The sequence below is a fragment of the Alteromonas sp. P256 genome, assembly GCF_036864455.1.
Classification (GTDB): domain Bacteria; phylum Pseudomonadota; class Gammaproteobacteria; order Enterobacterales; family Alteromonadaceae; genus Alteromonas.
Window position 1 is genome coordinate 436135 of record NZ_JAZETM010000002.1, and the last position, 25861, is coordinate 461995.

At 44.6% G+C, this 25861-nt stretch carries 25 protein-coding genes; 18 read left to right on the forward strand and 7 right to left on the reverse strand.

Going from position 1 to position 25861, the window contains the following annotated elements; genetic code table 11:
* Positions 1 to 150: 150 nt before the first annotated feature.
* The 4 genes from V7R39_RS05225 to rne form a co-directional block, all read right to left on the reverse strand.
* The gene (locus V7R39_RS05225) at positions 151 to 822 is read right to left on the reverse strand and encodes a response regulator transcription factor (protein ID WP_334028897.1); all 672 of its coding nucleotides are present in this window, start codon (positions 820 to 822) and stop codon (positions 151 to 153) included.
* A gap of 57 nt (positions 823 to 879) precedes the next feature.
* Positions 880 to 2436, reverse strand: a complete 1557-nt coding sequence (locus tag V7R39_RS05230; protein ID WP_334028900.1) for a sensor histidine kinase — start codon at positions 2434 to 2436, stop codon at positions 880 to 882.
* A gap of 163 nt (positions 2437 to 2599) precedes the next feature.
* A complete protein-coding gene (locus V7R39_RS05235) occupies positions 2600 to 3676 on the reverse strand; it encodes a phosphotransferase (protein ID WP_334028902.1) in 1077 nt (358 codons plus the stop codon).
* A gap of 113 nt (positions 3677 to 3789) precedes the next feature.
* Positions 3790 to 7095: a ribonuclease E gene (rne, locus tag V7R39_RS05240; RefSeq protein ID WP_334028906.1), complete on the reverse strand. Its 3306-nt coding sequence runs from the start codon at positions 7093 to 7095 to the stop codon at positions 3790 to 3792.
* Positions 7096 to 7879: 784 nt separating this feature from the next.
* Here rne and rluC point away from each other — a divergent pair.
* Entirely contained in the window at positions 7880 to 8839 is a 960-nt protein-coding gene (gene rluC / locus V7R39_RS05245) for a 23S rRNA pseudouridine(955/2504/2580) synthase RluC (protein ID WP_334028909.1), read from the forward strand.
* Between the two features lie 16 nt (positions 8840 to 8855).
* Positions 8856 to 9563: an HAD family hydrolase gene (locus V7R39_RS05250; RefSeq protein WP_334028912.1), complete on the forward strand. Its 708-nt coding sequence runs from the start codon at positions 8856 to 8858 to the stop codon at positions 9561 to 9563.
* An 80-nt stretch (positions 9564 to 9643) separates the two neighbouring features.
* On the opposite strand, the gene V7R39_RS05255 is transcribed toward V7R39_RS05250, so the two are convergent.
* Entirely contained in the window at positions 9644 to 10258 is a 615-nt protein-coding gene (locus V7R39_RS05255) for a Maf family protein (RefSeq protein WP_334028915.1), read from the reverse strand.
* A gap of 152 nt (positions 10259 to 10410) precedes the next feature.
* Here V7R39_RS05255 and yceD point away from each other — a divergent pair, with 152 nt between their 5' ends.
* The 14 genes from yceD to V7R39_RS05325 all read left to right on the forward strand — a co-directional run bounded on the left by yceD (position 10411) and on the right by V7R39_RS05325 (position 21895).
* Positions 10411 to 10944, forward strand: coding sequence for a 23S rRNA accumulation protein YceD (yceD, locus tag V7R39_RS05260; protein WP_032095794.1), 534 nt, complete (start codon positions 10411 to 10413; stop codon positions 10942 to 10944).
* 3 nt (positions 10945 to 10947) lie between these two features.
* Positions 10948 to 11118 carry a 50S ribosomal protein L32 gene (gene rpmF, locus V7R39_RS05265; RefSeq protein ID WP_032095795.1) on the forward strand — a complete coding sequence of 57 codons (171 nt, stop codon included), beginning with the start codon at positions 10948 to 10950 and terminating at the stop codon, positions 11116 to 11118.
* A gap of 15 nt (positions 11119 to 11133) precedes the next feature.
* Positions 11134 to 12159, forward strand: coding sequence for a phosphate acyltransferase PlsX (gene plsX, locus V7R39_RS05270; RefSeq protein WP_334028918.1), 1026 nt, complete (start codon positions 11134 to 11136; stop codon positions 12157 to 12159).
* Entirely contained in the window at positions 12156 to 13121 is a 966-nt protein-coding gene (locus V7R39_RS05275) for a beta-ketoacyl-ACP synthase III (RefSeq protein ID WP_334028921.1), read from the forward strand. Before plsX ends, V7R39_RS05275 begins: the two co-directional genes overlap by 4 nt.
* 60 nt (positions 13122 to 13181) lie before the next feature.
* Complete coding sequence (fabD, locus tag V7R39_RS05280) at positions 13182 to 14111, forward strand: ACP S-malonyltransferase (RefSeq protein WP_334028924.1); 930 nt, start codon at positions 13182 to 13184, stop codon at positions 14109 to 14111.
* Between the two features lie 9 nt (positions 14112 to 14120).
* The gene (fabG, locus tag V7R39_RS05285) at positions 14121 to 14861 is read left to right on the forward strand and encodes a 3-oxoacyl-ACP reductase FabG (protein ID WP_032095799.1); all 741 of its coding nucleotides are present in this window, start codon (positions 14121 to 14123) and stop codon (positions 14859 to 14861) included.
* 199 nt (positions 14862 to 15060) lie between these two features.
* Complete coding sequence (gene acpP / locus V7R39_RS05290) at positions 15061 to 15300, forward strand: acyl carrier protein (RefSeq protein WP_032095800.1); 240 nt, start codon at positions 15061 to 15063, stop codon at positions 15298 to 15300.
* An 80-nt stretch (positions 15301 to 15380) separates the two neighbouring features.
* Positions 15381 to 16619 carry a beta-ketoacyl-ACP synthase II gene (gene fabF, locus V7R39_RS05295; RefSeq protein ID WP_334028929.1) on the forward strand — a complete coding sequence of 413 codons (1239 nt, stop codon included), beginning with the start codon at positions 15381 to 15383 and terminating at the stop codon, positions 16617 to 16619.
* A 177-nt stretch (positions 16620 to 16796) separates the two neighbouring features.
* Positions 16797 to 17789, forward strand: coding sequence for an aminodeoxychorismate lyase (gene pabC, locus V7R39_RS05300; RefSeq protein WP_334028932.1), 993 nt, complete (start codon positions 16797 to 16799; stop codon positions 17787 to 17789).
* A gap of 35 nt (positions 17790 to 17824) precedes the next feature.
* Positions 17825 to 18901: an endolytic transglycosylase MltG gene (gene mltG / locus V7R39_RS05305; RefSeq protein WP_438823515.1), complete on the forward strand. Its 1077-nt coding sequence runs from the start codon at positions 17825 to 17827 to the stop codon at positions 18899 to 18901.
* 95 nt (positions 18902 to 18996) lie between these two features.
* Positions 18997 to 19620 carry a dTMP kinase gene (gene tmk / locus V7R39_RS05310; protein WP_334028939.1) on the forward strand — a complete coding sequence of 208 codons (624 nt, stop codon included), beginning with the start codon at positions 18997 to 18999 and terminating at the stop codon, positions 19618 to 19620.
* Between the two features lie 3 nt (positions 19621 to 19623).
* Entirely contained in the window at positions 19624 to 20505 is an 882-nt protein-coding gene (locus V7R39_RS05315; protein ID WP_334028942.1) for a DNA polymerase III subunit, read from the forward strand.
* A gap of 43 nt (positions 20506 to 20548) precedes the next feature.
* Positions 20549 to 21328 (forward strand): TatD family hydrolase, encoded by a 780-nt coding sequence (locus V7R39_RS05320; RefSeq protein ID WP_287010878.1) that lies wholly within the window; start codon positions 20549 to 20551, stop codon positions 21326 to 21328.
* Positions 21329 to 21337: 9 nt separating this feature from the next.
* Positions 21338 to 21895 carry a pyridoxamine 5'-phosphate oxidase family protein gene (locus V7R39_RS05325; protein ID WP_334028946.1) on the forward strand — a complete coding sequence of 186 codons (558 nt, stop codon included), beginning with the start codon at positions 21338 to 21340 and terminating at the stop codon, positions 21893 to 21895.
* Positions 21896 to 22027: 132 nt separating this feature from the next.
* On the opposite strand, the gene V7R39_RS05330 is transcribed toward V7R39_RS05325, so the two are convergent.
* Positions 22028 to 22663, reverse strand: coding sequence for an SDR family oxidoreductase (locus tag V7R39_RS05330; protein ID WP_334028950.1), 636 nt, complete (start codon positions 22661 to 22663; stop codon positions 22028 to 22030).
* Between the two features lie 318 nt (positions 22664 to 22981).
* On the opposite strand from V7R39_RS05330, the gene V7R39_RS05335 reads away from it, so the two are divergent.
* On the forward strand, positions 22982 to 24463 hold the full coding sequence (locus tag V7R39_RS05335; protein WP_334028953.1) for a substrate-binding periplasmic protein: 1482 nt from the start codon (positions 22982 to 22984) through the stop codon (positions 24461 to 24463).
* 304 nt (positions 24464 to 24767) lie between these two features.
* Complete coding sequence (locus V7R39_RS05340; RefSeq protein WP_334028955.1) at positions 24768 to 25133, forward strand: DUF4870 domain-containing protein; 366 nt, start codon at positions 24768 to 24770, stop codon at positions 25131 to 25133.
* A 101-nt stretch (positions 25134 to 25234) separates the two neighbouring features.
* On the opposite strand, the gene V7R39_RS05345 is transcribed toward V7R39_RS05340, so the two are convergent.
* Complete coding sequence (locus V7R39_RS05345) at positions 25235 to 25618, reverse strand: YchJ family protein (protein ID WP_334028957.1); 384 nt, start codon at positions 25616 to 25618, stop codon at positions 25235 to 25237.
* Positions 25619 to 25861: the final 243 nt, after the last annotated feature.

Genomic DNA, 25861 nt, shown 5'->3' on the forward strand with positions numbered 1-25861 from the left:
GCTTAAAGGACAGCAGGGTGTCGGCGGAATATCTTGGGTTAAGGATTTGATGTGTGTGCCAACGATAAACCGAGTTAACGACAACACCGCCACTATCGCTACAATTGTGCCCAACGTTGTCCCTTCGTTGGGCTTTTTTTACTTGCGGTTTTATTTTACCGTTAACCGATAACCATTTCCTCGCAATGTTTCTATTGAAATTGAGTCATTGGCGCTAAGCTTTTGCCTCAGTCTACTGATGTATACATCCACAACGTTGGTGAGTGGATCGCTATGGCTTTTCCAAACTCGACTCAGTATTCGTTCTCGCGAGAGCACTTTCTCCGCATTTTCAGCAAAGTAATACAAGGTGTCATATTCTAGCTTTGTAAGTGATAACTCATCGCCGCACAAGGTCACAATTCTAGAATCTCTATCAATTTGCAAGGGGCCTACTGTTAAACTGTCATCTACAGTTGCCGCACCCGCTCTGCGTTTTAGTGCAGTGATACGTGCTAATAATTCGTCAAAGTCGAAAGGTTTACACAAATAGTCATCAGCACCTAAAGTAAGGCCATTAACGCGCTCTTTCACGTCATCTACGGCAGTCAGTAGTAATACCATTGGTGCATTAGGCATGGCCTTTATCGTGGGTAAAAGCTCAACACTGTCCTCATCGCCAAACATTCTATCTAGCACAGCAATACTTGGCGATTCTTGCCGGATTCGTGTAATTAAATTGTGTAAGGTACTCTCTTCTACGCATTGATATCCCTCGGCGCTGAGACCGCGAGATAAAAATCGTAATAGAGGTGCCTCGTCGTCGGCAATTAAAATTTTCATTATAGGTTGTTCTCTTTTTTGTTTATCCGCTGGCAGCCCTAAAAGCTGGCGCTAGCGTTAATGCGAAGCAGGCTTTTTCAAGGATAATGTAAAGACAGACCCCTTTGATAGCTCTGAGCGTGCAGTGAGTGTACCGCCGTGCGCCTCAGCAATGGCCTTTGCAATTGAAAGGCCCAGGCCCATGCCGTCTCCCTGTCGCTTAAGGCGAACAAAGCGTTCAAAAATATGCTCCAAGTCGGAAGAAGAAATACCGTCGCTGGTATCCATGATATTAATACGTATCCAGTTATTATCATCATCAAGTGATACTACGATGGGGGTGCCGGGCGAAGAATATTTGTTAGCATTTTCAATCAAAATGGTTAAAGCCTGAATGATTCGCTCTTTGTCTATAACAACACTCTGATTGTATTGAAGTTGGCTCTGAAAAGTAATTTCACGTGTTTTAATCACTTTCTGCCACTTCGTTACTTGCTTAGAAAGTTCGCTCTCGAGAGCGCACTGAGCAACGTCTAAGGTAAATTCGTGCATTTCAGCTCTTGCCAATAAAAGCAGATCGTCAACTAGCTTACTGAGCTTTACCGATTGCTCTAAAATGGTGTTAAGCGTCTCTTGGTAAATTTCCACAGTAGCGGTTTGCTGACGAAGGGTAACCTGCGCTTCTCCTCGGATAATAGTGAGAGGGGTGCGCAGCTCATGACTGACATCCGCCATAAACTGACGACGTTTAGTATCGAGCTGCGTCAGCTTATTATTGACTTCCTGCAGTGCCCGCGTTCGTGTTTCCACCTCATACTCAAGTTGTTTTCGGTGTGCAGATGCTTTGTCTTCATGGGCGCCAAGCCGCACAATCATAGAATTAAACGCTTTAACCAAATCGGTAAATTCGCTATCGAGAGTTTCTGGTAGCCGATAATGATAGTTACCGGAGGCAATAGCGTCTGTTCCCGTTCGAATAACAGTGAGCGGATGATACAACGCATTAAATAGCCAATAGCATCCTAAAAGGATAAACGGACATGTTATGGCACCTAAAATAATGGTAAACCAAACAATACTGGTATTGAGTGTGTCTATACTTGAATTAATGCCCGACACCACATTGCTTTGGCGTACTACAGCGCTATTTATGGCTTCACGAAATTGATTATCAATGGTGCTTTCAAGTAGCGTGTGCAGTCTTTCTTGCTCTTTTAATGGAGCACCATCATTGCGCGCAGCTATAGCGCGAAATTCGTCGACAATACTGCCAATCAATGCCTCTAGTTCGTCAGTGTCTTCAACACTTCCCTGAGTAGCGTCAAGACCAAGAGCGTCACGCTGAGCAAGCTCAAATTGTTTTATTCTTGCTATAGATTGGTCAATTCTTTCCTGTTTATTTCTTACGTTTGCTTGGTTCGCACTTTTACCGAAGATAAGTTCGTCAGTCAGTTGTTTAAATAGTCGGTAGGATGTACTGGAAAGCTGCTGATGTTCAGACAACAAGGACTGAGCCAGGTGACTTTGTTCTAAATTGGTTCGCGTAAGATGTGCAGTTACCGCAGCGCTAGCAAGGGCGATGAATAGAATAAAGGTAGAGAGAAGGCCAAAAAGATATAGTTTGCGTTTGTACATAAGAGCAGTGAGCTTCCGATTGTTATAGTTATTACGTTAGGTTATTGTAAATTGGTCACTTATAAACCTAGTAATAACAAATATTGCTATCCCAAGTATCGCTATCAAAAGTATCGCTATCAAAAGTATCGCTATCAAAAGTATTTGGATATAGGCCCGTATTCTAACTAGAGCTGCCTTTCAGCATTAATAACGCGATAGAGGTTTGATGTTGAAGCGCTTTATCAATCTTCCAGTGATGTGGACTCCATCCTGCTAAAAAACGATGAAAGTCAGCACAAGCGATGGGGTAGAGTGCACGCCACTCGTTGATGAGTAGAGGTATTTCTGATTTTTCTAGTGCTGCTGGCGGCGCAGATTCATATGCTTGAGAACCCACTGAGCAGCGCTGGTGTAAGGCTAACGCTAGCGCATTAAAATAAACTTCTAAGCAATGCTCAGAGTACGTTATTTGGTCATCTTCACTTAGCGCGCTCCCTAAAAAATACGCTACATCTTTTACACCCACACCAAACCCAACGTATTGAAAGTCTACTGCTGCGCAAGACTGATAATCAGGTGTAAAACAAAAATTGGCGACCTTGGCATCACCATGCACTAGGGTTTGATATTTAGCGTTGTTTAGGGCGTTGTCTATTTTGTTTGCGCTATCTTTTAATTGGCAGGGAGTCATAGCTTGGTATTCATCATCACGGGTTTTTAAATGCCAATAGGTACCCGTTTCCCAAACCAATACATTATTAGTTTGAAAATACGGTTTTGTGTGAATAAAACGACTGTGAAATTCAGCCAACCAGGTAAGCACTACCTCGGCCTGCGTCACTGACAGTTCGAGGGTTGTGTGCGTAAAACCTAACTTTCCAAGGTCTTCCATGACTAGTAACGTGCTGTCACCGTCTTTCGCGGCTGCGATACAGCGAGGGGTTTTACAGCGTTCGTTGGTAAAAGGTTGAACGTACTGGTAAAAACTGTTTTCTATAGCAAATGAGCGCAGCTTTCTGTGATGGCCAGCATCACCGTTCCAGCCTCGAGGGTGCTTGTGAGTTGCAGGTGTCACCGCGCATTTCACCACCGCAGATAAAGGCGCTGCAAGGTGACTGTTTCCTGCAGGTTGCAGCGCTGCGCGAAAGCAGGCGCCATAGCTGCTCCATAGTGTTTGAATGAGCGACGTCTCAATTGCGTTTGCCCGACAATGTTGTTCTAGCCAAGATACGAAGTGTGGGTTAACGGGTTGACTCATCGCTTAGCTCCTCATTTTTATGATTTATTTTAGGACGAGAGACATAAAAAAGCCGCTTTAAACAGCGGCTTTTATTATTAGAGACGTTTTATCTCAAAGTTTGTAGCAAACGCCTAATCTACGCTGCCTGGCAGTGTAGCAGGAGCAGATGCTCGCGCTGATACCTGAGCCATGTTTGCAGTTTTACCGCAAACCGTTACAGCGGGGCGAGAATCATCTGACTTCGCTGTAAGCTTCACATCGACAAACTCATCGTCAACAGACGCTGGGGTTGTCATTGGGTGAGACGCTCTGCGTTTTCCTGTTCCGCTTGCACCTAGTGGCGATGCTGGCTTATCAGCCTTTTTAGCTGTTGCAGGCACTACAGGCTTTTCATTGGCTGCAGGCTTAGAAGGTGCTGAAGGCTCCTTATCCGCTGAAGGCTCTTTACCCGCTGAAGGCTCTTTACCCGCTGAAGGCTCTTCAACCACTGCTGGCTTGTCTTCAGCTACAGACTGCTTGGCTGCAGGTGCTTCTGCTGCCTCAGTAGCTTCCTCAGCTAAGTTTATTTCAACTTGCTTTGGTGCTGCTGTTTCAGCGTCATCTTGTTGAGCCGCTTTTACAGACGCTCCTTCTTCAGTACCACTTGCTTTTGGTGATTCATCTGCTTGCGGGGCTGCCTCGAACTGCAGTTCATCTTGAACCGCTTCAACACTTGGCGCTGTCGCTGACTCTTTCGCTAGCTCTTCAGACTGAACAGAAGCGTCAGCAACAGGCGCTTTAGTCTCTTCAGCGGTTGGCGATGTTTGCTCAGCAGTTGCAGTTACCGCTTCTTTAATGTCATCCGGTTGTGCATTCGTTGACTGCACTTGTGAAGAAAGCACGCCAGGTTGTGTAGCTTGCGTTTCATCACCGTTTACTGGCGCAGTATTATTATGATTGTCGTTACTACTCTCGGTAGTACCTTCCTCATTTTGCTGCGCTTCTTTCTTACGACGTTGACCTGCCGCGCGAACGTGACGAGGAGAGCGACGTGAACGTCCTCTGCTTTCACGTTTCTGGCCATTTTCGTCGTTAGTTAACTCTGAAATTACTGCTGCTTCTTGAGTTTCCTCGTTGGCGTCAGAGGTTTCTGCCGTCGACCCAATAACCGTTTTTTGCTTAGCGTGATGCTTCTCTAACGGCTTTCCTGCTGCATCTTCAGTAACAGGCGCAGAGTTAACAACTTGCTCGTCAGGCTGCTTCTCAGCGCTTTCTGGTTTCTTAGGGGCAGCTGGTTTAGTTTCAGCTTTTGGCGCACTTTGCACATTAGCATTTGCTGAGTCATCTTTGTTCACTCGAACGCTGCGACGCTTATCACGACGCTTTCTGCGCTCGGCAACTTCACGTTTCTTCTCAACGTGATTGTCCTGTTGTTCCACATTGTCATTAACAGGAGCGTCTTTTTGAGGCTTTTCATGCTTTGGCTTTTGCTGCTCATCACGAGGCTGCTGCGCTCTGCGAGGCTTGCGACCACGGTTATTGCGCTTGTCGTCATGATCACTGCGTGGTGGGCGTTGTTCCTGCTCACCGTCTTTTGCTTGAGCTGGATTATTGCGACGGGTATTTTTACGAGGCTTACGACGACGGTCGTCATTATTACGAGTATTACGCGGGTTTTTACCTTTGTAATTAGACGGCGTTTTCTCGTCTTTCTCTTGGTTTTCCTTTGGCTTAGCTTCAGGCTTGTTGCTATCGCCAAATACATCATTTATCCACTTACCAATGCGAGCGAATAATGATGAAGATTCGTTTGTTTGTGCCGCTTTTTCCTGAACTTTAGGCTGAGCAACAGGTGCTGCCGTAGTAGGAGCAACAAGGCCTTTAAGTGCAGGCTCTTCACGCTTAACAGGTGCAGTGGTCGTTGTCACTTTCTCTGTTTCCACAGCAGGCATTAGCTCAACTTCATAGCTTGCATCTTGCAGGGCATCATCTGGACGACGGCGCTCTACTTGATAATGAGGCGTTTCTAAATTTGCGTTTGGAATAAGCAGCAAATCAACACCGTGGCGCTTTTCAAGAAGCTGAATAGACTTGCGCTTTTCATTTAACAAGTACGTTGCCACCGACACTGGTAGCTGCGCTTCAATCTGTCCCGTATTCTCTTTGATACTTTCTTCTTCTAATATGCGAAGAATAGAAAGTGCAAGAGATTCAGTACCACGAATAGTACCGTGACCTGAACAACGTGGACATACATGATGGGCAGATTCGCCAAGGGAAGGGCGCAAACGCTGACGAGACATTTCAAGAAGACCAAAGCGAGAAATACGGCCTAACTGCACGCGAGCTCTGTCGCTTCGTACCGCGTCTTTCATGCGGTTTTCCACATCGCGCTGATGTCTAACTGGGGTCATATCAATAAAGTCGATAACCACTAACCCACCGAGATCACGCAAGCGCAACTGGCGAGCAATTTCATCAGCCGCTTCTAGGTTTGTGTTCAGTGCCGTTTCTTCAATATCTCCGCCTTTTGTCGAGCGGGCAGAGTTGATATCAATAGAGGTTAAGGCTTCTGTTGGGTCAATAACAATTGAACCGCCCGATGGTAAGCGCACTTCTCTTTGGAATGCAGATTCTATCTGGCTTTCTATTTGGTAGTGGCTAAACAAAGGTACTTCACCGCGGTACAGTTTTACGCGGTTTGCGAAGTCGGGGCGAACAAGTTCGATATGCTGAAGTGCTTGCTCGTAGATACTGGTTTTGTCGATGAGAATCTCACCGATATCACGACGTAGGTAATCGCGAATAGCGCGAACAATAACGTTACTTTCTTGGTGAATTAAGAACGGTGCTTCACGCTCTTGGGCCACTGCAGATATTGCGTCCCAGTGCTTAAGAAGTACTTTCAAATCCCATTCTAATTCTTCATACGACTTGCCAACGCCAGCCGTGCGCACAATAAGGCCCATTCCGTCTGGAAGGTCTAATTTGCCTAATGATTCTTTAAGTTCTGTACGTTCATCACCTTCGATACGACGTGAAATACCGCCAGCACGAGGGTTGTTTGGCATAAGAACTAAATAGCTGCCTGCTAACGATAAGAAAGTAGTCAGTGCTGCGCCTTTCTGGCCACGCTCTTCCTTATCGATTTGAATAATAACTTCCTGACCTTCCTTAATAACATCTTTAATGTTAGGGCGGCCTTCAAACTTGTAACCTTTAGGGAAGTACGTGCGGGCTATTTCTTTAAGGGGGAGGAAACCGTGGCGGTCAGCGCCATAATCGACGAAAGCTGCTTCTAGGCTTGGCTCTACTCGGGTTATCTTGCCTTTGTAAATATTTGCTTTCTTTTGCTCGTGCCCAGGACTTTCAATATCTAGGTCGTACAAGCGTTGCCCGTCTACTAGAGCAACACGCAACTCTTCTTGTTGAGTTGCATTAATTAACATTCTTTTCATTGTATCTAACTCTGTTTTTGTACAGCCGTTAAGACACAAAATTAAAGTGACATGTGCAAACCCTCACCGCGCAACCTCACGGTTGGACGGGGACTTTGTTGTTACATCGCATTATCCCGAGTGGGTAGCCTATGCATTTTCTAAATGCATCTCTGTCAGCGTTACAGGTTACAAACGTTGTTTTTGTTTGTCTATTTTACCTAAACGACTGACCTTACCAAGGCCACGCTGCTTTGAGGATGTCGGGAGCGACAAACCCTTATTTCAATTTTCATTTTAACAAGCGAAATAATGAGCCTCGCTTGTTTGTCATTTAATTCTGTTGGCTAAACGGCAAACTTATTTTATGTTCGCAAGCACGGTTTCGCTTTACTACGGCAGTGTTGTCGTTGCCTCTTAGCGAGTTCGGTATGAAATGTCTTGTTTCTTTACTGACACTACCGACATCTAACTCATGCTTTTTCGTTTGCGACGTGGAGCATCGACCGCAATATGTCGTCGTTTTTGCTTCAATATCGTCTATGTTGTTTCTACGCGTTGTGTTCGCAAAATGAGCGCGTTGGCGCAAGGTTATAATTCGCGTTTGTTTCGTGTAAAAACCACTGACGATTATCGCACCAATAAGTAAAATTAAGCAAGGTAAGTCGGTGAATAAAAGTAACTAATACCGAGATATTTTCATAAAACGATGAGCTCAGTGCAAAAAAGAGTCAAAAACAAGAAATTTGAGCAAATAGAAATTTTCATAATGTTGGCGGCGAAGCATTGCGGTATAATCAATTGTATGAAAGAACAAGCTCCCCAAAAAGTCCGTTTTATAACGGTAGAGGCCGATTTAGCAGGCCAACGCATCGACAATTTTTTGCGCACTCAATTGAAGGGTGTGCCAAAGAGTATGATTTATCGCATTTTACGCAAGGGCGAAGTACGCGTTAATAAAGGTAGGATAAAACCTGAATACAAACTGCAAGCTGACGATGTAATACGCATACCGCCTGTCAGGGTCTCTGAGGGCGCGCCAGCACCCTCACCCAAACTTGATAAGATAGCAGCGCTTGAATCGCACATTTTATTTGAAGACGATCGTCTGATTGTCATTAACAAGCCTACCGGTATTGCAGTTCACGGCGGAAGCGGCTTAAGTTTTGGTCTGATTGAAGGATTAAGGGCTTTGCGTCCAGACGCGAAGTTTATGGAACTTGTGCACCGACTGGATCGCGATACATCAGGCTGCATGCTCATCGCCAAGAAGCGCTCAGCACTGCGTCATATGCATGAACAGCTGCGAACAGGCAAAATGGACAAGCGTTATAATGCGCTAGTCGCAGGTGAGTGGCCGGCAAATCGATTTAAGGTAAAGGCGCCTCTTAGAAAAAACACCCTGCAGTCAGGCGAGAGAATGGTCAGCGTCAGTGATGATGGTAAGCCTTCTGAAACCCGTTACAGAATATTAAAGCAGTTTTCTGGAGCGACGCTGGTTGAAGCCTCACCGATTACGGGTCGAACGCACCAAATACGCGTGCACTGTTTACACGCAGGGCATCCTATTGCTTGCGATCCAAAGTATGGCGATAGTGACTTCGATGCTAGCATGAGAGAAAAAGGACTAGACCGATTATTTCTTCATGCCCAAAGTATCGCGTTTATTCACCCAGCTACAGAAGAAAGAATGACGTTTACCGCACCCCTTGATAAAGCGCTGACTGATTCTTTAATGGCCTTAAACGCCCTAAATACGAAATAACGAGTAGTAACGATTTATGTCCGACATTTCAACTGCGCCTCAAACACAACCGTCGCCAGTATCTTCAATATTACCACGCTACAAGCTCGTAATTTTCGATTGGGATGGCACGGTGATGGACTCTGCAGACAAAATTGTTAACTGCATGCAGATTGCAGCAAAGCAATGCAGTATGCCAATTCCAAGTCGTGATGAAGTGGGGAACATTATTGGCATCAGCCTTAAGCCGGCTATTAAGCAACTCTTTGGTATTGACGATGACGCACTCGCAGAACAGTTAGTGTTAGCTTATAAAGAAGCGTTTGTTGCCAAAGACACCACGCCATGCCCATTATTCGATGGCGCTGAAGCACTGTTTAATGCGCTTAAAGAATCTGGCTGTATTCTTGCCGTTGCCACAGGTAAAGCACGTAGAGGTTTGGACAGAGCGTGGCAACAAACGGACACGGGCAGCTTTTTCTCCGCCTCACGCACAGCTGATGAAGCAGAGTCGAAGCCATCACCTGATATGCTGCTCCAACTTATCGACGAATTGGCTATTCCTGTCAGCGATGCTGTAATGATTGGTGATACCACCTATGATATGCAAATGGCTAAGTCTATTGGCATGGACAGAATAGGCGTGTCGTATGGCGTTCACGCCCAAGTCCATTTAGAAGCGCTGCAACCCAAAGTGATTGTTCATTCCATTGCAGAATTACAGCACTACTTACTGGGTAAGTAACGTAGTAGGTGAGCTCTCGTGTTAGAGCGGCTTTTGGTTGATCAGCATTTGGGTGAAGAGCCAGCGACAACAAGACAATATTAGCGAGTAGCTAGCTCTAGCAAGTTAGTATTAAAGTGAGAAGACAAGATATCGTTTAACAGCATGATGGGCAGCCCAATGAGACTATTGGGGTCTCTTCCTTGTACACGTTCAAATAGAAGTACGCCCATGCCTTCGCTTTTAAAACTACCAGCGCAATCTAGTGGTCGTTCTTTTTCAACATAGCCTTGTAATAGAGAGGTTGTGTTTTCACGAAAATGAACCCGTGTTTCTTCTACATCAGTTATTAACGTATCGCTTCTTGCTTGATAAACACAGATAGCGGTAAAAAAAGACACAGTTTTACCTTGGCAGCGTTTGAGCTGCTGAACAGCGGTACCCACATTTAAAGGTTTACCAAGTAATACCGGTCCGTCATCTGTGGCTAAAAAAGCGACTTGGTCGCTGCCAATAACGATGGCCTCATCGTTGCTCACACGTGCGCTTACTTTTAGCGCCTTTTCTTGTGCTAAGCGTTTACTCAGTGTCAGGGCGGTTTCATCAGGCTTAGGCGTTTCATCAATATCTGGACTCATGGTTTCTACATGGAGACCAATATCAGCCAGTAACTTTTTTCGATATTGAGAAGACGAGGCTAAAATTAGTGTAGACATGGTGAGTATTCCTGTTTCGAGCTCTTATTTTCGGCGTTCTACTTTAATACGCCTTAATAAAGGTATGCCGGTTAGTTTACCTTGTTTCCCCCTAAGTTAAATCGCAATTTTGCTTTGACAGAAGCGGGGTGACGCTATATCATGCGCGCCCTATGCAGAAAGTGAAATTACCCCATTCGGTTGAACCGATTAAAACCGCCACTAAACGTTCCGATTATCGGGGTGTTATTTTGGCTAGTGATATGGAACGATTGAGCGGGGCAGTTGTCCGATGCAGTGAATATGTGGACGCAGAAGTACAGTTTAGAAAAGACGAGCAGGGTCTTACTGTTTTTCACGGCCACCTATCTACTGATGTTACACTTATCTGTCAGAGGTGTAATGGTGAACTCGATTTATCCGTTCATTCGGATTTTTGCTTTACTCCAGTGCAGGGAGGAGAGCAAGAAAATGAGGACATCATTCCCGAGGCTTACGAACCGGTAGAGGTCAACGACCACGGAGAAGTTAGTCTGCTTCAGATATTTGAAGACGAGTTACTATTATCGTTGCCAATTGTACCCCTTCATGCAGAGTCGGAGTGTGCAATAAAGCGAGATGAGATGTCATTCGGAAAGATTGAACCGGAACAAGAGCGACAAAACCCTTTCGCGGTTTTGAAAGAACTTAAGCGAGACCAGGAGTAAGTTATGGCAGTACAAAAAAATCGTAAAACGCGTTCTAAGCGCGGTATGCGTCGTTCACACGATGCGTTGACAGGTGCTACTTTGTCCGTCGATTCAACGTCGGGTGAAACTCACCTTCGTCACCACGTGACTGCTGATGGATACTACAAAGGCAAGAAAGTAATCGGCGCGTAATACGGCGACTACATTTTGTCTGAGCTAACCATCGCGTTAGATATCATGGGGGGCGATCATGGTCCCCCTGTTATCCTTTCTGCAGCCGTAAAGGCTATTCAGCTACATCCCCATATTCGCTTCACACTCTGCGGCGACGAATCAGTTATTGAAAGCGGCATCACAGACCTTACCTCTGAAGAACGCGGCCGCGTCGATATTGTTCATTGCTCCCAAGTTGTTGAAATGGGAGAAGCGCCGACGTCAGCACTTCGAAATAAAAAAGACTCTTCCATGCGACGAGCACTTGAGCGCGTTAAAAGCGGTCACGCCGATGCTTGCGTAAGTGCCGGAAACACCGGCGCCTTGCTGACACTTTCCTTTTATCTACTTAAAACGTTATCAGGCATTGATAGACCCGCACTGATCAATATGTTGCCAACCACGAGTAACCATAATGTTTTTCTACTCGATTTGGGGGCAAACGTTAATTGCACGCCTGAAATTCTCTTTCAATACGGTGTAATGGGCTCAGTGCTGGCTCAAGAAGTCTCTGGTATTACATCTCCAAGAGTTGCGCTGCTTAATGTCGGTGAAGAGGATATAAAAGGCAACGCACAAGTGAAGTCTGCCGATCAGCTTTTTAGAGATGCCCCTGGTATTAATTACATTGGTTATGTTGAAGGTGATGATATATTCACCGACTATGCTGACGTTGTAGTCACCGATGGCTTCACTGGTAACATCGCGCTAAAGTCGAGCGAAGGTTTGGCTAAGTTAGTGATTAATGAAGTAAAACGCCAGTCTCAAAAGAATTTATACACCCGTTTATTAGCCAGAATTGCCTTCCCATTACTGAAATCTATCTACAATAGCGTGAACCCCGACCAGTATAATGGTGCGAGTCTGATAGGATTGCGCGGCATTGTTATCAAGAGTCACGGAAATGCACAAAAAGACGCTTTTTATTACGCCATTGTTCAAGCAATGAAAGAAGCAGAAATGCATTTGCCGGATAAGATAAAAACCAAGATAGAAACGGTATTGTTGGAGCAACTTTGAGCAAATATTCTCGCTTTATAGGAACAGGCAGTTATTACCCCAATGACGTGCGCACTAACGCAGATTTAGAAGTCATGGTTGATACCAGTGATGAGTGGATTACTGATCGCACAGGTATTAAAGAACGTCGCATAATTGGTGCAGATGAAACTGCTGCGACCATGGGTGTAGAGGCCAGCAAGAAAGCCATTGAAATGGCGGGTATCGATCCTAAAACCATTGATATGATAGTGTGTGCCACGACAAGTGGTCGTTATGCATTACCTAGCACGGCGTGCGAAATTCAGCGCATGCTCGATTTAGATGGCATTCCCGCCTTTGATGTTGCAGCAGCCTGTGCAGGGTATTGCTACGCATTGAGTGTGGCCGATCAGTACATTAAGTCAGGTATGGCGAAACGTATACTGGTTATTGGCACTGATTGCTTAAGCCGCCTTATCGACCCCGCAGACAGAACTATGGTCATTTTATTTGGCGATGCGGCAGGGGCCACAATTATTGAAGCAAGCGACGAACCTGGTATCTTATCAACGCATATTCATGCGGCAGGTTCCTATGGCGACCTTCTTTACGTAGGCAACCCAACTCGGGGCGACGAAAAGTCGGTACACGAAAACTGGGGCGTAATGCGCGGCAATGAAGTGTTCAAAGTAGCCGTGAACAAATTATCCCAGGTGGTTGAGCAGACTCTGTCTGCCAACGGCATGAAAAAGACAGATTTAGATTGGCTGGTGCCGCACCAAGCCAACTTCAGAATTATCAAAGCGACAGCTAAAAAGCTGAATATGTCTCTTGATCAAGTGGTGCTAACGTTAGAGCATTACGGCAATACGTCAGCCGCTACGGTTCCTACAGCGTTAGACACGGCGATACGAGACGGTAGAATCCAGCGCGGTCAACATTTGCTATTAGAAGCATTTGGTGGCGGTTTTGCGTGGGCGTCTGCGTTAGTTCGCTACTAAGCGAACGTAAACCACGCCATTTTTCACTTCTAATGATTTATACAATAATAAGGAAGAAGAATGACTAGAACAGCCTGTGTATTTCCAGGTCAGGGGTCTCAAAGTGTGGGCATGCTAAAAGAGTTGGCAGCTCAGTACCCAGTGGTTGAGGCAACGTTCAAAGAAGCGTCTGACGCACTAGGTTACGACCTCTGGAGCCTTGTTCAGAACGACTCTGACGGTCAACTTAACGAGACTCACATTACCCAACCTGCATTATTAGCCGCAAGCGTGGCTACATGGCGCGTTATTCGTGAACAGGGCATAGAGGTAGATTATCTTGCCGGCCACAGTTTAGGTGAGTATTCCGCATTGGTATGCGGTGGCGCTATGGACTTTACCGACGCGGTCAAACTGGTTGAGGCTCGTGGCAAGTATATGCAAGAAGCTGTACCGGCTGGTGCAGGCGCTATGTTTGCCATTATTGGTTTAGACGATTCATCTATCGCTAACGTGTGTCAGCAAACTGCTATCGCAACGGGTGATGTGGTTGCTCCAGTTAATTTTAATTCGCCTGGGCAAGTGGTTATTGCAGGTGAAAAAAATGCAGCGGAACAAGCTGCCAATGCGTGTAAAGAGGCAGGTGCAAAACGTGCTTTGCCTTTGGCGGTGAGTGTGCCTTCACATTGTGAACTTATGCGCCCAGCTGCAGACAAACTAGAAGACGCATTAACTTCACTCTTGGTAAAAGAACCGGCCATTAATATTGTAAACAATGTGGATGTGACCATTGAAACGCAAGGTGAGGCAATTAAAAACGCATTAGTGCGTCAATTATATTGTCCCGTTCAATGGACTCGCACGGTTGAATATTTAGCCGCAGCAGGTGTTGAGCGCGTCATAGAAGTAGGGCCTGGTAAAGTGCTTACCGGTTTGAATAAACGAATTAACAAGAGCCTTGAGTCTCTTACTGTTAATACACCCGAGGGTGTGGAAGCATTAAAACAATAAGGAAATGCAATGAGTCAGTTAGACGGTAAAGTTGCGCTTGTTACTGGTGCGAGCAGAGGTATTGGAAAAGCCATTGCTACTGCACTTGCTAGTCAAGGCGCAACGGTAATCGGTACAGCAACAAGCGACAATGGTGCAGCTGCCATATCGGCCTATCTCGAAGCGTTTGGCGGTAGAGGCTTGGCACTCAATGTAACCGATAAAGCCAGCGTAGATGAAGCCATAAAGGCGATTAGTAGTGCCGACGGCGGCATTGATATTCTTATCAATAATGCGGGTATTACCCGTGATAATCTCTTACTGAGAATGAAAGACGACGAGTGGCAAGACATCATTGATACTAACTTGACGTCAATATTTACGCTGTCAAAAGCGGTACTTCGCGGTATGATGAAGAAACGTTTTGGCCGTATTGTCAATATTGGCTCTGTTGTAGGCAGTGCCGGTAACGCAGGCCAAGCTAATTATGCCGCTGCGAAAGCAGGCGTAATCGGTTTTTCTAAGTCTATGGCAAGAGAAGTGGCGTCACGAGGCATAACAATTAACGTTGTTGCGCCTGGTTTCATCGATACAGATATGACAAAGTCATTGTCTGATGACCAAAAAGAAGCCATTTTTAAAGATATTCCAGCAAGTCGATTAGGCTCGCCGGATGAAGTTGCCTCCACTGTTGCGTTTTTAGTAAGCGACGGTGCCGCCTATATTACAGGTGAAACAATCCACGTTAACGGTGGAATGTATATGGGGTAAATTCGCAATTTTTGCGGATTTTGTTGAGTTTAGGGTGGTATTTACCCAAACTTGGATGTAAAAATAGTATTTAAACAATTTCGAATGTCGCTGGTTTGACCAGAAAATTAGTTTACACTGGTGCTTGCAAGGAACGACCTAGCAAAATAAACTAGCGACACTTTTGTTATCTAGTGACGTTTAAGGGAAACCTAGAATTATGAGTAACATTGAAGAACGCGTTAAGAAAATCATCATTGAACAGCTTGGCGTTAAAGAAGAAGAAGTAAAAGCAGAAGCTTCATTCGTTGACGATTTAGGCGCTGATTCACTTGACACTGTTGAGTTGGTAATGGCTTTGGAAGAAGAATTCGATACTGAAATTCCTGATGAAGAAGCTGAAAAAATCACTACTGTTCAGTCAGCGGTTGATTACATTAATGCAAATAAAGACGCATAAGTCTTTATTAAGTTACGAAACGGCTCTTTTTTAGAGCCGTTTTTGTTTCTCCTACCTTAGTTCCAAAGCGAGGACTTTTTGTGACAAAACGTCGCGTAGTGGTTACCGGTATTGGGATGCTTTCACCATTGGGTCTTAACAGTGAAGACACATGGCGCAAACTGCTCGCAGGCGAGAGCGGCATAGGTGAAATCACTCATTTCGATTGTAGTAACTATTCAACCCGTTTCGCAGGCCAAATTAACGACTTTGATCCCCTGGATTATATCGATAAGAAAGAAACGAAAAAAATGGACCGCTTTATCCAGTTAGGTGTTGCAGCGGGTAAACAAGCACTAGCCGATTCAGGGCTATCCATTACTGGTGATAATGCTCACCGCGTAGGTGTAGCAATAGGTTCGGGAATTGGTGGTTTAGAGCAAATTGAACAAAATCATTCAAAATTGCTCAACAGTGGGCCAAAGCGTGTATCTCCTTTCTTTGTGCCATCCACGATAACGAACATGATTTCTGGCTTTCTTTCCATTATGGAAGGGTTGAAAGGGCCTAATATCAATGTTGTAACAGCCTGTACCACAGGGGTTCACAACATAGGTATCGCAGCAAGAACAATAGCCTATGACGATGCAGACGCAATGTTAGCCGGCGGTGCCGAGGCAACTATTACGCCGCTAGGTATTGCAGGTTTCGCTGCTGCTCGTGCGTTGTCGTCTCGTAACGACGATCCTAAAGCTGCAAGTCGTCCGTGGGACAAAGACAGAGATGGCTTTGTAATGGGCGAGGGTGCTGGTGTAGTAATGCTAGAAGAGTACGAAGCGGCGAAAGCACGCGGCGCGACTATTTACGCAGAACTTGTTGGGTTTGGTATGAGTGGCGACGCTTATCACATGACTTCTCCACCAGCAGACGGTGAAGGTGCGGCAACGTCGATGGAAAACGCAATTCGAGACGCGAAAATCGACCCCACCGAAATTGGATACGTAAATGCTCACGGTACATCAACGCCAGCCGGAGATGTCGCCGAGGTTGCAGCGGTTAAGCGAGTATTTAACGAACACGCCTACGATTTGTTGGTGAGTTCTACTAAATCGATGACAGGCCACTTGTTAGGTGCTGCGGGTTCTGTAGAGGCCATTTTCACCATATTAGCGCTCAGAGATAAAATGGCGCCACCCACCATCAACCTTGATGAGCCGGGCGAAGGGTGCGACTTAGACTTTGTAGCTAATAAAGCAAAAATGTTTACTGCTGACCATGCGTTATGCAACTCATTTGGTTTTGGCGGAACTAACGGCTCGTTAATATTCAAGCGTTTGTAAGCGCACGACATAGGTAGGCTCAGCTGTGCTTACAGTGCTCTGTCATAATGCGTTTTTACACTGAGCTTTTATAAATCAAAGGGTGATGCATCTTATGCATCACCCTTTGTTGTTTGCACTCAACAACTTGGTATACTCCCCACTACTAATATCAGTACTTAAGATACCGAGCAGGCAGTGAAAATAATTCCCAGTGATACGCCCATAGCGTCGAGCGACAGGGCTTTTAATTATGGTGACGGCGTATTCACTACAATATGTGTAGTAAATGATCATCCTGAATTACTGTCTCTCCATCTTTCTCGCTTATCCCATGATTGTAAGGCAATCGGTCTGTCTATCGATATTCACATCTTAGAACAAGCTATAGGGTCAAAGATACAGGCTTTTCAAGCTAGCGCTGATTTAAAGAGAAAAGAAGCCTCACAGATAGACGATGAAAAAAAACCGCTATTAGAGGGTGAATCAAATCCGTCACAATTCGAAAAATCAGAAATTAAGTACGTATTAAAAGTGCATGTATCTGGCGGAGAGGCCGGGCGAGGGTACAGTCGTGATGAGGCAAACCCACCGTTAGTTCGATTCACTCAACATCCATACCCTACTCATTACGACTCACTTCATGCCACGGGTGTTACGCTAATGTGTGCGCAAACAGCATTGGCTATTCAGCCTGCGTTAGCCGGCATCAAGCACATGAACCGTTTAGAGCAAGTACTGATTAAAAGAGAAATAAACCAAGCCGATGCTGACGATGCGCTTGTGTGCGACACACAAGGTAACGTTATTGAATGCAGTGCAGGTAATATTTTCTTTTATACTGATAATACGTGGTGCACCCCCTCACTGACAGGAAGCGGTGTAAATGGTGTAGTCAGGCAGTGTTTACTTAATGCACTGAATGAAGAAAATGTACAGCACAAGGTAGGAAAGTTTACGCTTAGCGACGTTATGCGGGCAGATTGCGTAGTTATTACAAATGCCCTTATGAAGGTCTTTCCGATAAAAAGCATTACTTTTGCCGATGATAGCACCTCATTGTATCCGGTGAATAACGACAACATTGACACTCTTCAAACACTGTTGCTTAAACGCCTGTATAAAAACGGGCTTAGTAACAAAACAGGTGTTGAGCCACTTCGCTATCAATCGAAAAGACAGGAGTCATGATTGTGAAACGTGTTTTATACGTAATTATTTTTTTGATGGTATTTGCCTCGCTCTGCGCTGCAGCAGGCGCTTATTACATCTCTAACACGGTTACCACGCCTCTTGAGTTAAAGCAGAATACGCTGTTTTCTATCGAAAAAGGGAGCAGCGCGTACAGAACCATAAAGCAGCTTCGCAATAAAGAAGTGACTGACATTAGCCCTATTGTTGCCAAAGTGTGGCTTAAGTTCTTTGCCGTTAGTACAGATATCAAATCGGGCACTTACATGTTGCTTCCCGGGCAGTCGCTGGCCGATATTTTCACTGTATTTACACAAGGTGATGAGTACTTTTTTTCTGTGAGTCTGGTTGAAGGGTTAACGTTGGCTCAATGGCACAACACACTAAAGGGCATTGGCGAAATTGAATTTGATTTGGGCCAGCAAGCAGCCACCGACAGTGCGTCTTCGTTATCGGGGATTGCAAGTTCATCATCAGAGGCTTTGGCTTTAGAGCCGGATATGACGTCCATTCTTTTATCGCAAACCAATATGTTAGCTAAATTAGGGGTAAGTGAGAGCAAAAAGCTGGATAATACTGAAGGGCTCTATCTTGCTGATACCTACTTTTTTACTAAAGGCACTAAAGCCAGCGAAATACTGACTCGGGCACATATCGCCCTTGTTGATTTTCTTACGTCTGAATGGGAAACGCGTGATTTGGATTTGCCGCTAGCAACGCCCTACGATGCACTTATTTTGGCCAGCATTATTGAAAAAGAAACGGCTGTACCAGAAGAGCGGGATCTGATAGCCGGTGTCTTTGTAAATCGACTACACAAGAACATGCGCCTACAAACAGATCCAACGGTAATCTACGGTATAGGACTTTCATTTGATGGTAATATAACGCGCAAGCATTTACGGACGCCAACGCCTTATAACACCTATGTCATAAAAGGCCTTCCGCCGACACCTATAGCAATGGCGGGCAAAGCGGCTATCCGCGCGGCGTTAAACCCGAGAACGACGGATGCACTTTATTTCGTCGCTAAAGGCGATGGAAGTCATCAATTCTCAAATACGTTAAGTGAACACAATGCAGCCGTACGACAGTACCAATTGCGGCGCTAAGTTTAGGTAATAGCAAAAAATAACTTAGTAGAGGCCGCACAATAGCAGTACTTATTCGTCGAATAGCAATCAATTAAAGAGATGTTTTTGAAACCATGAATGGAAAGTTTATAGTCGTTGAAGGCCTCGAGGGCGCGGGCAAAAGTTCGGTCATTGGACTCATTGTGGATGCCTTAAAGCACGCAGGTAAATCCGTTGAGCAAACAAGGGAGCCTGGCGGCACACCCATGGCAGAAGCTATTCGTGATTGTGTAAAACACGACTGGGATGAGCAGGTTTCTGAAGAAACAGAGCTTTTGTTGATGTATGCAGCCAGAGTTCAGCTTTTAACAAATCGCATTTATCCAGCGTTAGAGAGCGGCGTTTGGGTGGTTGGGGATAGGCACGACTTGTCATCACAAGCATATCAAGGTGGTGGCAGAGGCGTATCGCCCGATACGATGAGTGCAATAAGTCAGATAGCACTTAAAGGGTTTAAGCCCGATTTGACCATTTACCTAGATGTTGAGCCTGCTATTGGTCTAGAGCGCGCCCGCGGAAGGGGAGAGCTTGATAGGATTGAACAATCGGGGATCGCATTTTTCGAGCGTACTCGAGAGCGCTACCTAGCGCTTGCTAATAATGATGACACTATTCAAGTTGTCGATGCTATGCAGCCAATAAAAAACGTTCACAATGCCGTCGATACCTTAATTAATCAATATGTGGCAGGTGTATAACCCATGTATCCCTGGTTTAATGATGTCTTTCATTCATTTACTTCCCGATACTTAGCGAACAAGCTTCATCACGCTTTATTGCTAAGTGGTGCAAGTGGTATCGGTAAATACAGATTGGCTCAAGAGTTAGGCAACGCACTTCTATGCAAAACACCTACACAGCAGGGCGCGTGTGAAACATGTTCATCATGCTTGCTGCGTGTAGCGGGTAATCATCCCGATCTGTATATTTTAGAAAGTGAAAAGCAGCTAGGTGTTGATAAAATTCGCGAAGGCATTGCTAAACTCAGTGGTACGGCTCAAATGAGTGGTAACAAAGTGCTGCTTATACCCAATGCCGATACGATGACAGAAGCCGCGGCCAACGCGCTGCTAAAAACGTTGGAAGAGCCAACAGCGAATACTTACCTTGTGCTTATTACCAGTAGCATAACAAAGTTAATGCCTACCATATTAAGCCGATGTGAAAAACACGCGCTACCGTTACCCAGTCTAGCGTTAAGTTTGAACTACCTGCGTGAATGTGGCGTAGAAGATGCCAGTGAAGCACTATTAGCAGCGTATGGTAACGCGCCGTTACGCGCTGAAGCGGCTTTAAAAGGTGAGGAAGAATTTAGCTTTCGCACGTTTAATGATGATTTTCAGGCATTGCTCGCGGGCGATGCCGATAGGCAAGCACATCGCTTGGCAAAAAAATGGCAAGATAATGCGGTGCTAGCGTCTCAGTGGTGCATGCAAAAAGCCCATGGTGATTATATGGCTAGCCAACAGCCGTCAGATTATTCCCGTTACGCACAGTGCGTAGATGTAGTGAAAACATTGCAACATCCTGGGGTGAATAGGTCGATGGTACTATTTGGGCTTTTAAAGTTATTTCAGCGATAAATAGTGGCCAACGAATAACGACTAATATGAGTAAAGGTGTAACTTGTTTGTAGATTCTCATTGTCATTTAGACAGATTAAAGCAGGGCCCAGAGGCCTTGGCTGAAACCCTTAATTTTGCGCGAACTCGTGGCGTTGAGCACTTTTTATGTGTTTGCGTTTCGGTTGCCGATTTTGACAGCATGCGAGAGGCTGTTGTTGGATTTGATGATGTCTCCGTGTCCTGTGGCGTACATCCTCTTCACCAAGATGAAGCATGCACTTACGATGAATTGCTAGAAAAAGCACAGCAGAGTGACGTAGTGGCCGTTGGCGAGACGGGCCTTGATTATTTTTATAGCCCCGAAAGTAAAGATGTTCAGTTAACTTCGTTCATCGATCACATAAAAGTGGCGAACGTCACTAATAAGCCACTTATCATTCACACTCGAGACGCCCGTGAAGATACAATTAATTTACTGAAAGAGCATAAAGAGCCGAGTACTAAAGGGGTGTTGCACTGCTTTACTGAATCTTTGGAAATGGCTCAAGCTGCAATAGAGATGGACTTTTATATTTCTATTTCAGGGATCGTTACGTTCAATTCAGCAGATGAATTACGCGAGGTGGTGAAGGAAATCCCTTTAGAGCGTTTGTTAATTGAAACTGATTCACCTTGGTTAGCGCCCGTGCCACACAGAGGAAAGCAAAACCAGCCTGGATATGTTGTTGAGGTTGCTGAGTTTATTGCTGACCTTAAAGGTATATCGGTGAAGGAATTGGCACGTATTACTACTGAAAATTTTTATACTCTTTTCGCATTAGCGAAGAAGAGCGCTGCGTAAGGACTGACTATGCCATCATGGCGCCAAAGCTTAGTGAAAAGTTTACATAAAACGCGAAGCATACCTGAAAGCCGATATTTCCAAATAGCCACAGCTAATCGCGAGGGAGTGCCTTTTTGTAGAACGGTTGTTCATCGCGGACTAACCGATTACAACCAGTTGTTAGTTATTTCAGATACACGTACAGATAAGTATCAACAGCTGAGTGAAAACAACCGATGTCACGTGTCGTGGTACTTTGCTAAAACTCGTGAGCAGTATCGTTTTAACTGTATAGCTTCAATGGTAACTAAGATTGAACAGCCTGGTTTGGTGGAAGCGCAGTGGGAAAAGCTTTCTGATGCCGGTAAAAAACAGTTTCTGTGGGGCCGGCCCGGAACGCCTAGACCAGATGAGTCTGCATTGAACGTCGAAGGGGATTATTCAATCGTTCCCGCACATTTTTGTGTACTATCCCTTAACATTGAAAACGTGGACTACCTTAATTTACGTGGTAATCCACAGCATAGGGAATGGCACGAAAAGGATGAAAATGATAACTGGGTGAGCCAGTCGGTCATTCCTTAATGCGTTTTACTGTTAAGGCTCACGGTTGAAGCTTAGGGCTGGGACTAAGTGAGAGTGAATGAGAGAAGATGAATAGGAAGTCGAGCCGCCATACAGAATCACAGGCGGCTCAGCAGATAGACTATCAGGTGTTTAATCAAATACTTTAGAAATTGGCTCGTCGCCTTTAAACAAGTAGGTGATTAAGTTATCTTCACTTGTACGGCCGACGCTTTCCACGATAGCAGTAGCCACGTCTTCTCTTGGGATCACTGCTTCATCTTGGTTGTCTGGCATGTCAGTTCTCACTAGGTGAGTGCCAGGCTCATTGAGTAATGTTCCCGGACGTAAAATAATGTGATTCACACCGCTATTTATTAAGTATTCATCCGCCACGTGTTTGGCAACTAAATAAGGTCTCATTTCGCCCTGTATTGAGTCTGGATCACCTGCGCCGATAGAGCTCACCATAATAAACTTAGGAACTTTCGCGCGCTTAGTGTAGTCGACAGCTTTTTGAGCAGCCCACAAGTCAATCATAATCGTTTTGTCTGCACCTGTATTGCCACCTGAACCTGCGGTAAATACCACAACGTCCACGCCTTCGAAATGCGAAGAAAAGTCTTTTTCTAAATCTTGCTCAATAACGCTTAGGTTGCTGTTATCAATATCAGACAATTTTTCTGGGCTTCTGACTGGTGCAATAACATGATGACCAAGCTCTAACAGTTTTCCTGTCGCTTGCTTACCAATTTCACCAGATGCGCCAATTACGAGTACTTTCGCCATAGATATACCTCCTTGATGTATGAGCTAATTAGTAGTCCACACAATCAAAAACGATCAGTTATGTCGATAAGTCGCACGTAACTGCGGTGCATAGCGATAATATACCGGTTTTATATGCGTAAAAGTAAATGCTCCCATTTTATAATTTGCTTTACGTTGATAATTCAATTTACGTAAATGACACAATTAATGGTGTTTGTTGTACACTTAGCATACACATGCTAACGAGAATTTAATGTGCTCAAAGTTAAGTTGATACTTCTTGCTCTTGTCTCCTTTTTTTGTTTTCAAATGCAGCACGTAAGTGCTGTTGAAACCATGAAAGTTCTTTCGGCAAATACGCCCGTATTTAGCGAATTTCAAAGCGATGGAAGTGTTAAAGGCTATTCGGTGGACTTTGCTACAGCATTACTTGATTTAGCGGGTATTCAAGCTGATGTTAGGCCATTGCCTTTCGCGCGATTAATTAAAGAGCTAGATACCGGCGAACTCATGTTAGCGACTGGTATAGGTCGAACTGCAGAACGAGAAGACAAATATTTTTGGATAGCACCATTAACTGCAAACGTAGTAGGGTTGTATGGCAAAAAGGCCATAGACCTTGATTTACTGACGGCGCAAAACAAAACTATTTCTGTTGCAGTAATGCGGGGAGATTATCGCGTTGAGTTAGGGAGTGAATACCCTCAGTTTTTTTTGCACCAGTTCAATACCTGGAATCAAGCGGTAGATGCTGTACTAAGAGACAGAGTAGACGCCATATTTTTCTCTGATCTTGGTATGGCCATTTTTTGTCAGAAAAACGAATTGGATTGCTCCACCGTCAGCAGACAATATTCCCATAACGTGTTGTACAGCTACGTGGCGATGCCAAAGACAGATAAAAATAGAAAGTACGCCACCGATTTAGTAAAAGAAGTGAGTCGACTTTTAAAGCGTCCAGAATATTCAGAAATTAAACGTCGATGGCTGCCAGTATTAGAAGACTATTCTCCCAATGTATCTGAAATAGAGGGCGTCATCGTTCTCGGCAAAACCCTGGTAGATGACAATAGCCAGCCAAAGCCTTGGGTTATTACCAATGAGGAGCTATTATTTAGTGAGCGAAACAAGCGAGGAGAGCTTACCGGATACGCCGTTGATTTGGTTCAGAGCATACTCGTTGAAGCAGGTATCAAAACCGATATTTTAAGTGCACCCTGGCAGCGTATTTTAATTGAAAGTGCAATGAAACAAGATGTTCTCGTATTTTCATTAGTGAGAACCGCAGAACGAGAGGATTTATTTCATTGGATCACTCCCATAACTCAAAACGCTTATTCTGTATTTTCCAAACGTGGAAGTAATACCGACATTTCTTCACTAGAGAACTTGCCAAAAAGTAGCCGAATTGCCGTGCTTAAGGGAGACTTTAGACAAGATATTGTTAAAAAGGCAGGTTATCGGGCTGTACCTAAAGACAGCTGGAAGAGTGCTGTGTTAGCTCTTGAAAGCGGTCGTGCAGACTATCTGTTTTTTTCCGATGGCGGAATGGACATTGTTTGTGATGATTTAGGTGATAAGTGCAATAGCATCACTAAACTTTTTACCTACCAAAAAGCAACAACGTATTTAGCGGTATCAAAAAAGGGGACTACCCCTGAACTTGTAGAAAAACTTATTGAAGCGTCAACTGTTTTTAAACAATCAAGCCAGTACAAACACCTTACTGAGAAGTGGTTGGCTGATTATGCAACCCGCACGTCACTTTCGCTGACAGAGGACGAGGGCGTAATAGTGTTTGGACAGACTGAATACTGAGTAGTGAGTAGTGAGTAGTGAGTAGTGAGTAACGAGTAGTGACCAAAAGATAGAGTAGGCCATTGTTTGTTGGGTTAACGTAAAAAATGTGTCTAACAACCAGTATGTTGACTACCCAATGAGGTAAATTAGTGGTACTAATAATTCCATTGCTGCTAACAATTACACCGTAGGAATGCGCCAAAGCTTTCACGATGTATCGAATTTAACAGCGATACTATAAACGACATTCAATAACCATGAACTGTTGAAAAACTAAATTCAATGTACACCTCATTCTAAAAATATAGTTAAGGGAGTAGTAATGACAACGGAAGAAAAAATGTATTGGGGGCTTACCGCACGAACATACTGCACGCTCATACATGTAAGCCAACTAGCGAGTATCGTTATACCTGGGCTGGGGCTTATTTTGCCTATTGTTCTGTGGATAGCCCACAAAGACCAAAATGAAGACATAGATAAACACGGTAAAGTAACGGCTAACTGGTTAATAAGCTTAGTTATCTATTCAATAATCTGCGGAATTCTGCTGTTGATATTTATTGGTGCGTTCGGGTTAATGATTCTGGGCATACTAAACTTAATTTTTGCAATTATTGCAGCGTTAAAAGCCAATGGGGGAGAGCTGTGGCATTACCCGTTGAGCATCAAGTTCTTTAAAGTATAGAGGCTCAGTAGCTGTTCGTTGCTTATACTTATTTGCCTGTGATGCATATCACAGGCCTACACTTTGCGCACTTACACATACCCATTCTAAGGCGACACTCACTACCGCAACTTTGTTGCACAGCACTGTTTAAACTTCTTATTGCTGCCACAAAGACATGGCAAATTCCTACCGTATTTTATTTTTCCACAGTCATCGTGAAGCGTACCATCGTGATAACGCCATTGGTTATCCTCAATAAGGAAGTTAGATGTTTCATGTAGCTGGAATAGGCTTTTATTTTCAAAATAAAATGCAGTAAATTCGACGGTATCCAGTGTTGCTTCTTGAACGGATGGGGGAGTTATCTGAAGAGCAAACCACAAGGCGCCATCAGCACTTTGTTTAAGGCTTTCTATGGTTAAGCCTTCTTGTTTTTCACGGGTGTAGGTATTCAGTACGTAATCGTATTGGTTTGTCGCATATGCTGAAAACCGAGAACGCATGAGTTGATCTGCACTTTTCGGCGATTCGGTACCATTTAAAAATGGCTCACAACAACGTTCAAAAGAAGCGGAAGAACAACAATAGCAACGCATAACACTCATCTACACTTAGGATTTCATGACGGTATAGTGTATCGCATTACCAGAGTGAATTGCGAGGTAGCACTGCGAGAGTGCATATTGATAGCGTAGCCAAATGAGACCGCTATATTGCCTGATTCCTCTCTACTTTCTTTCCATTTC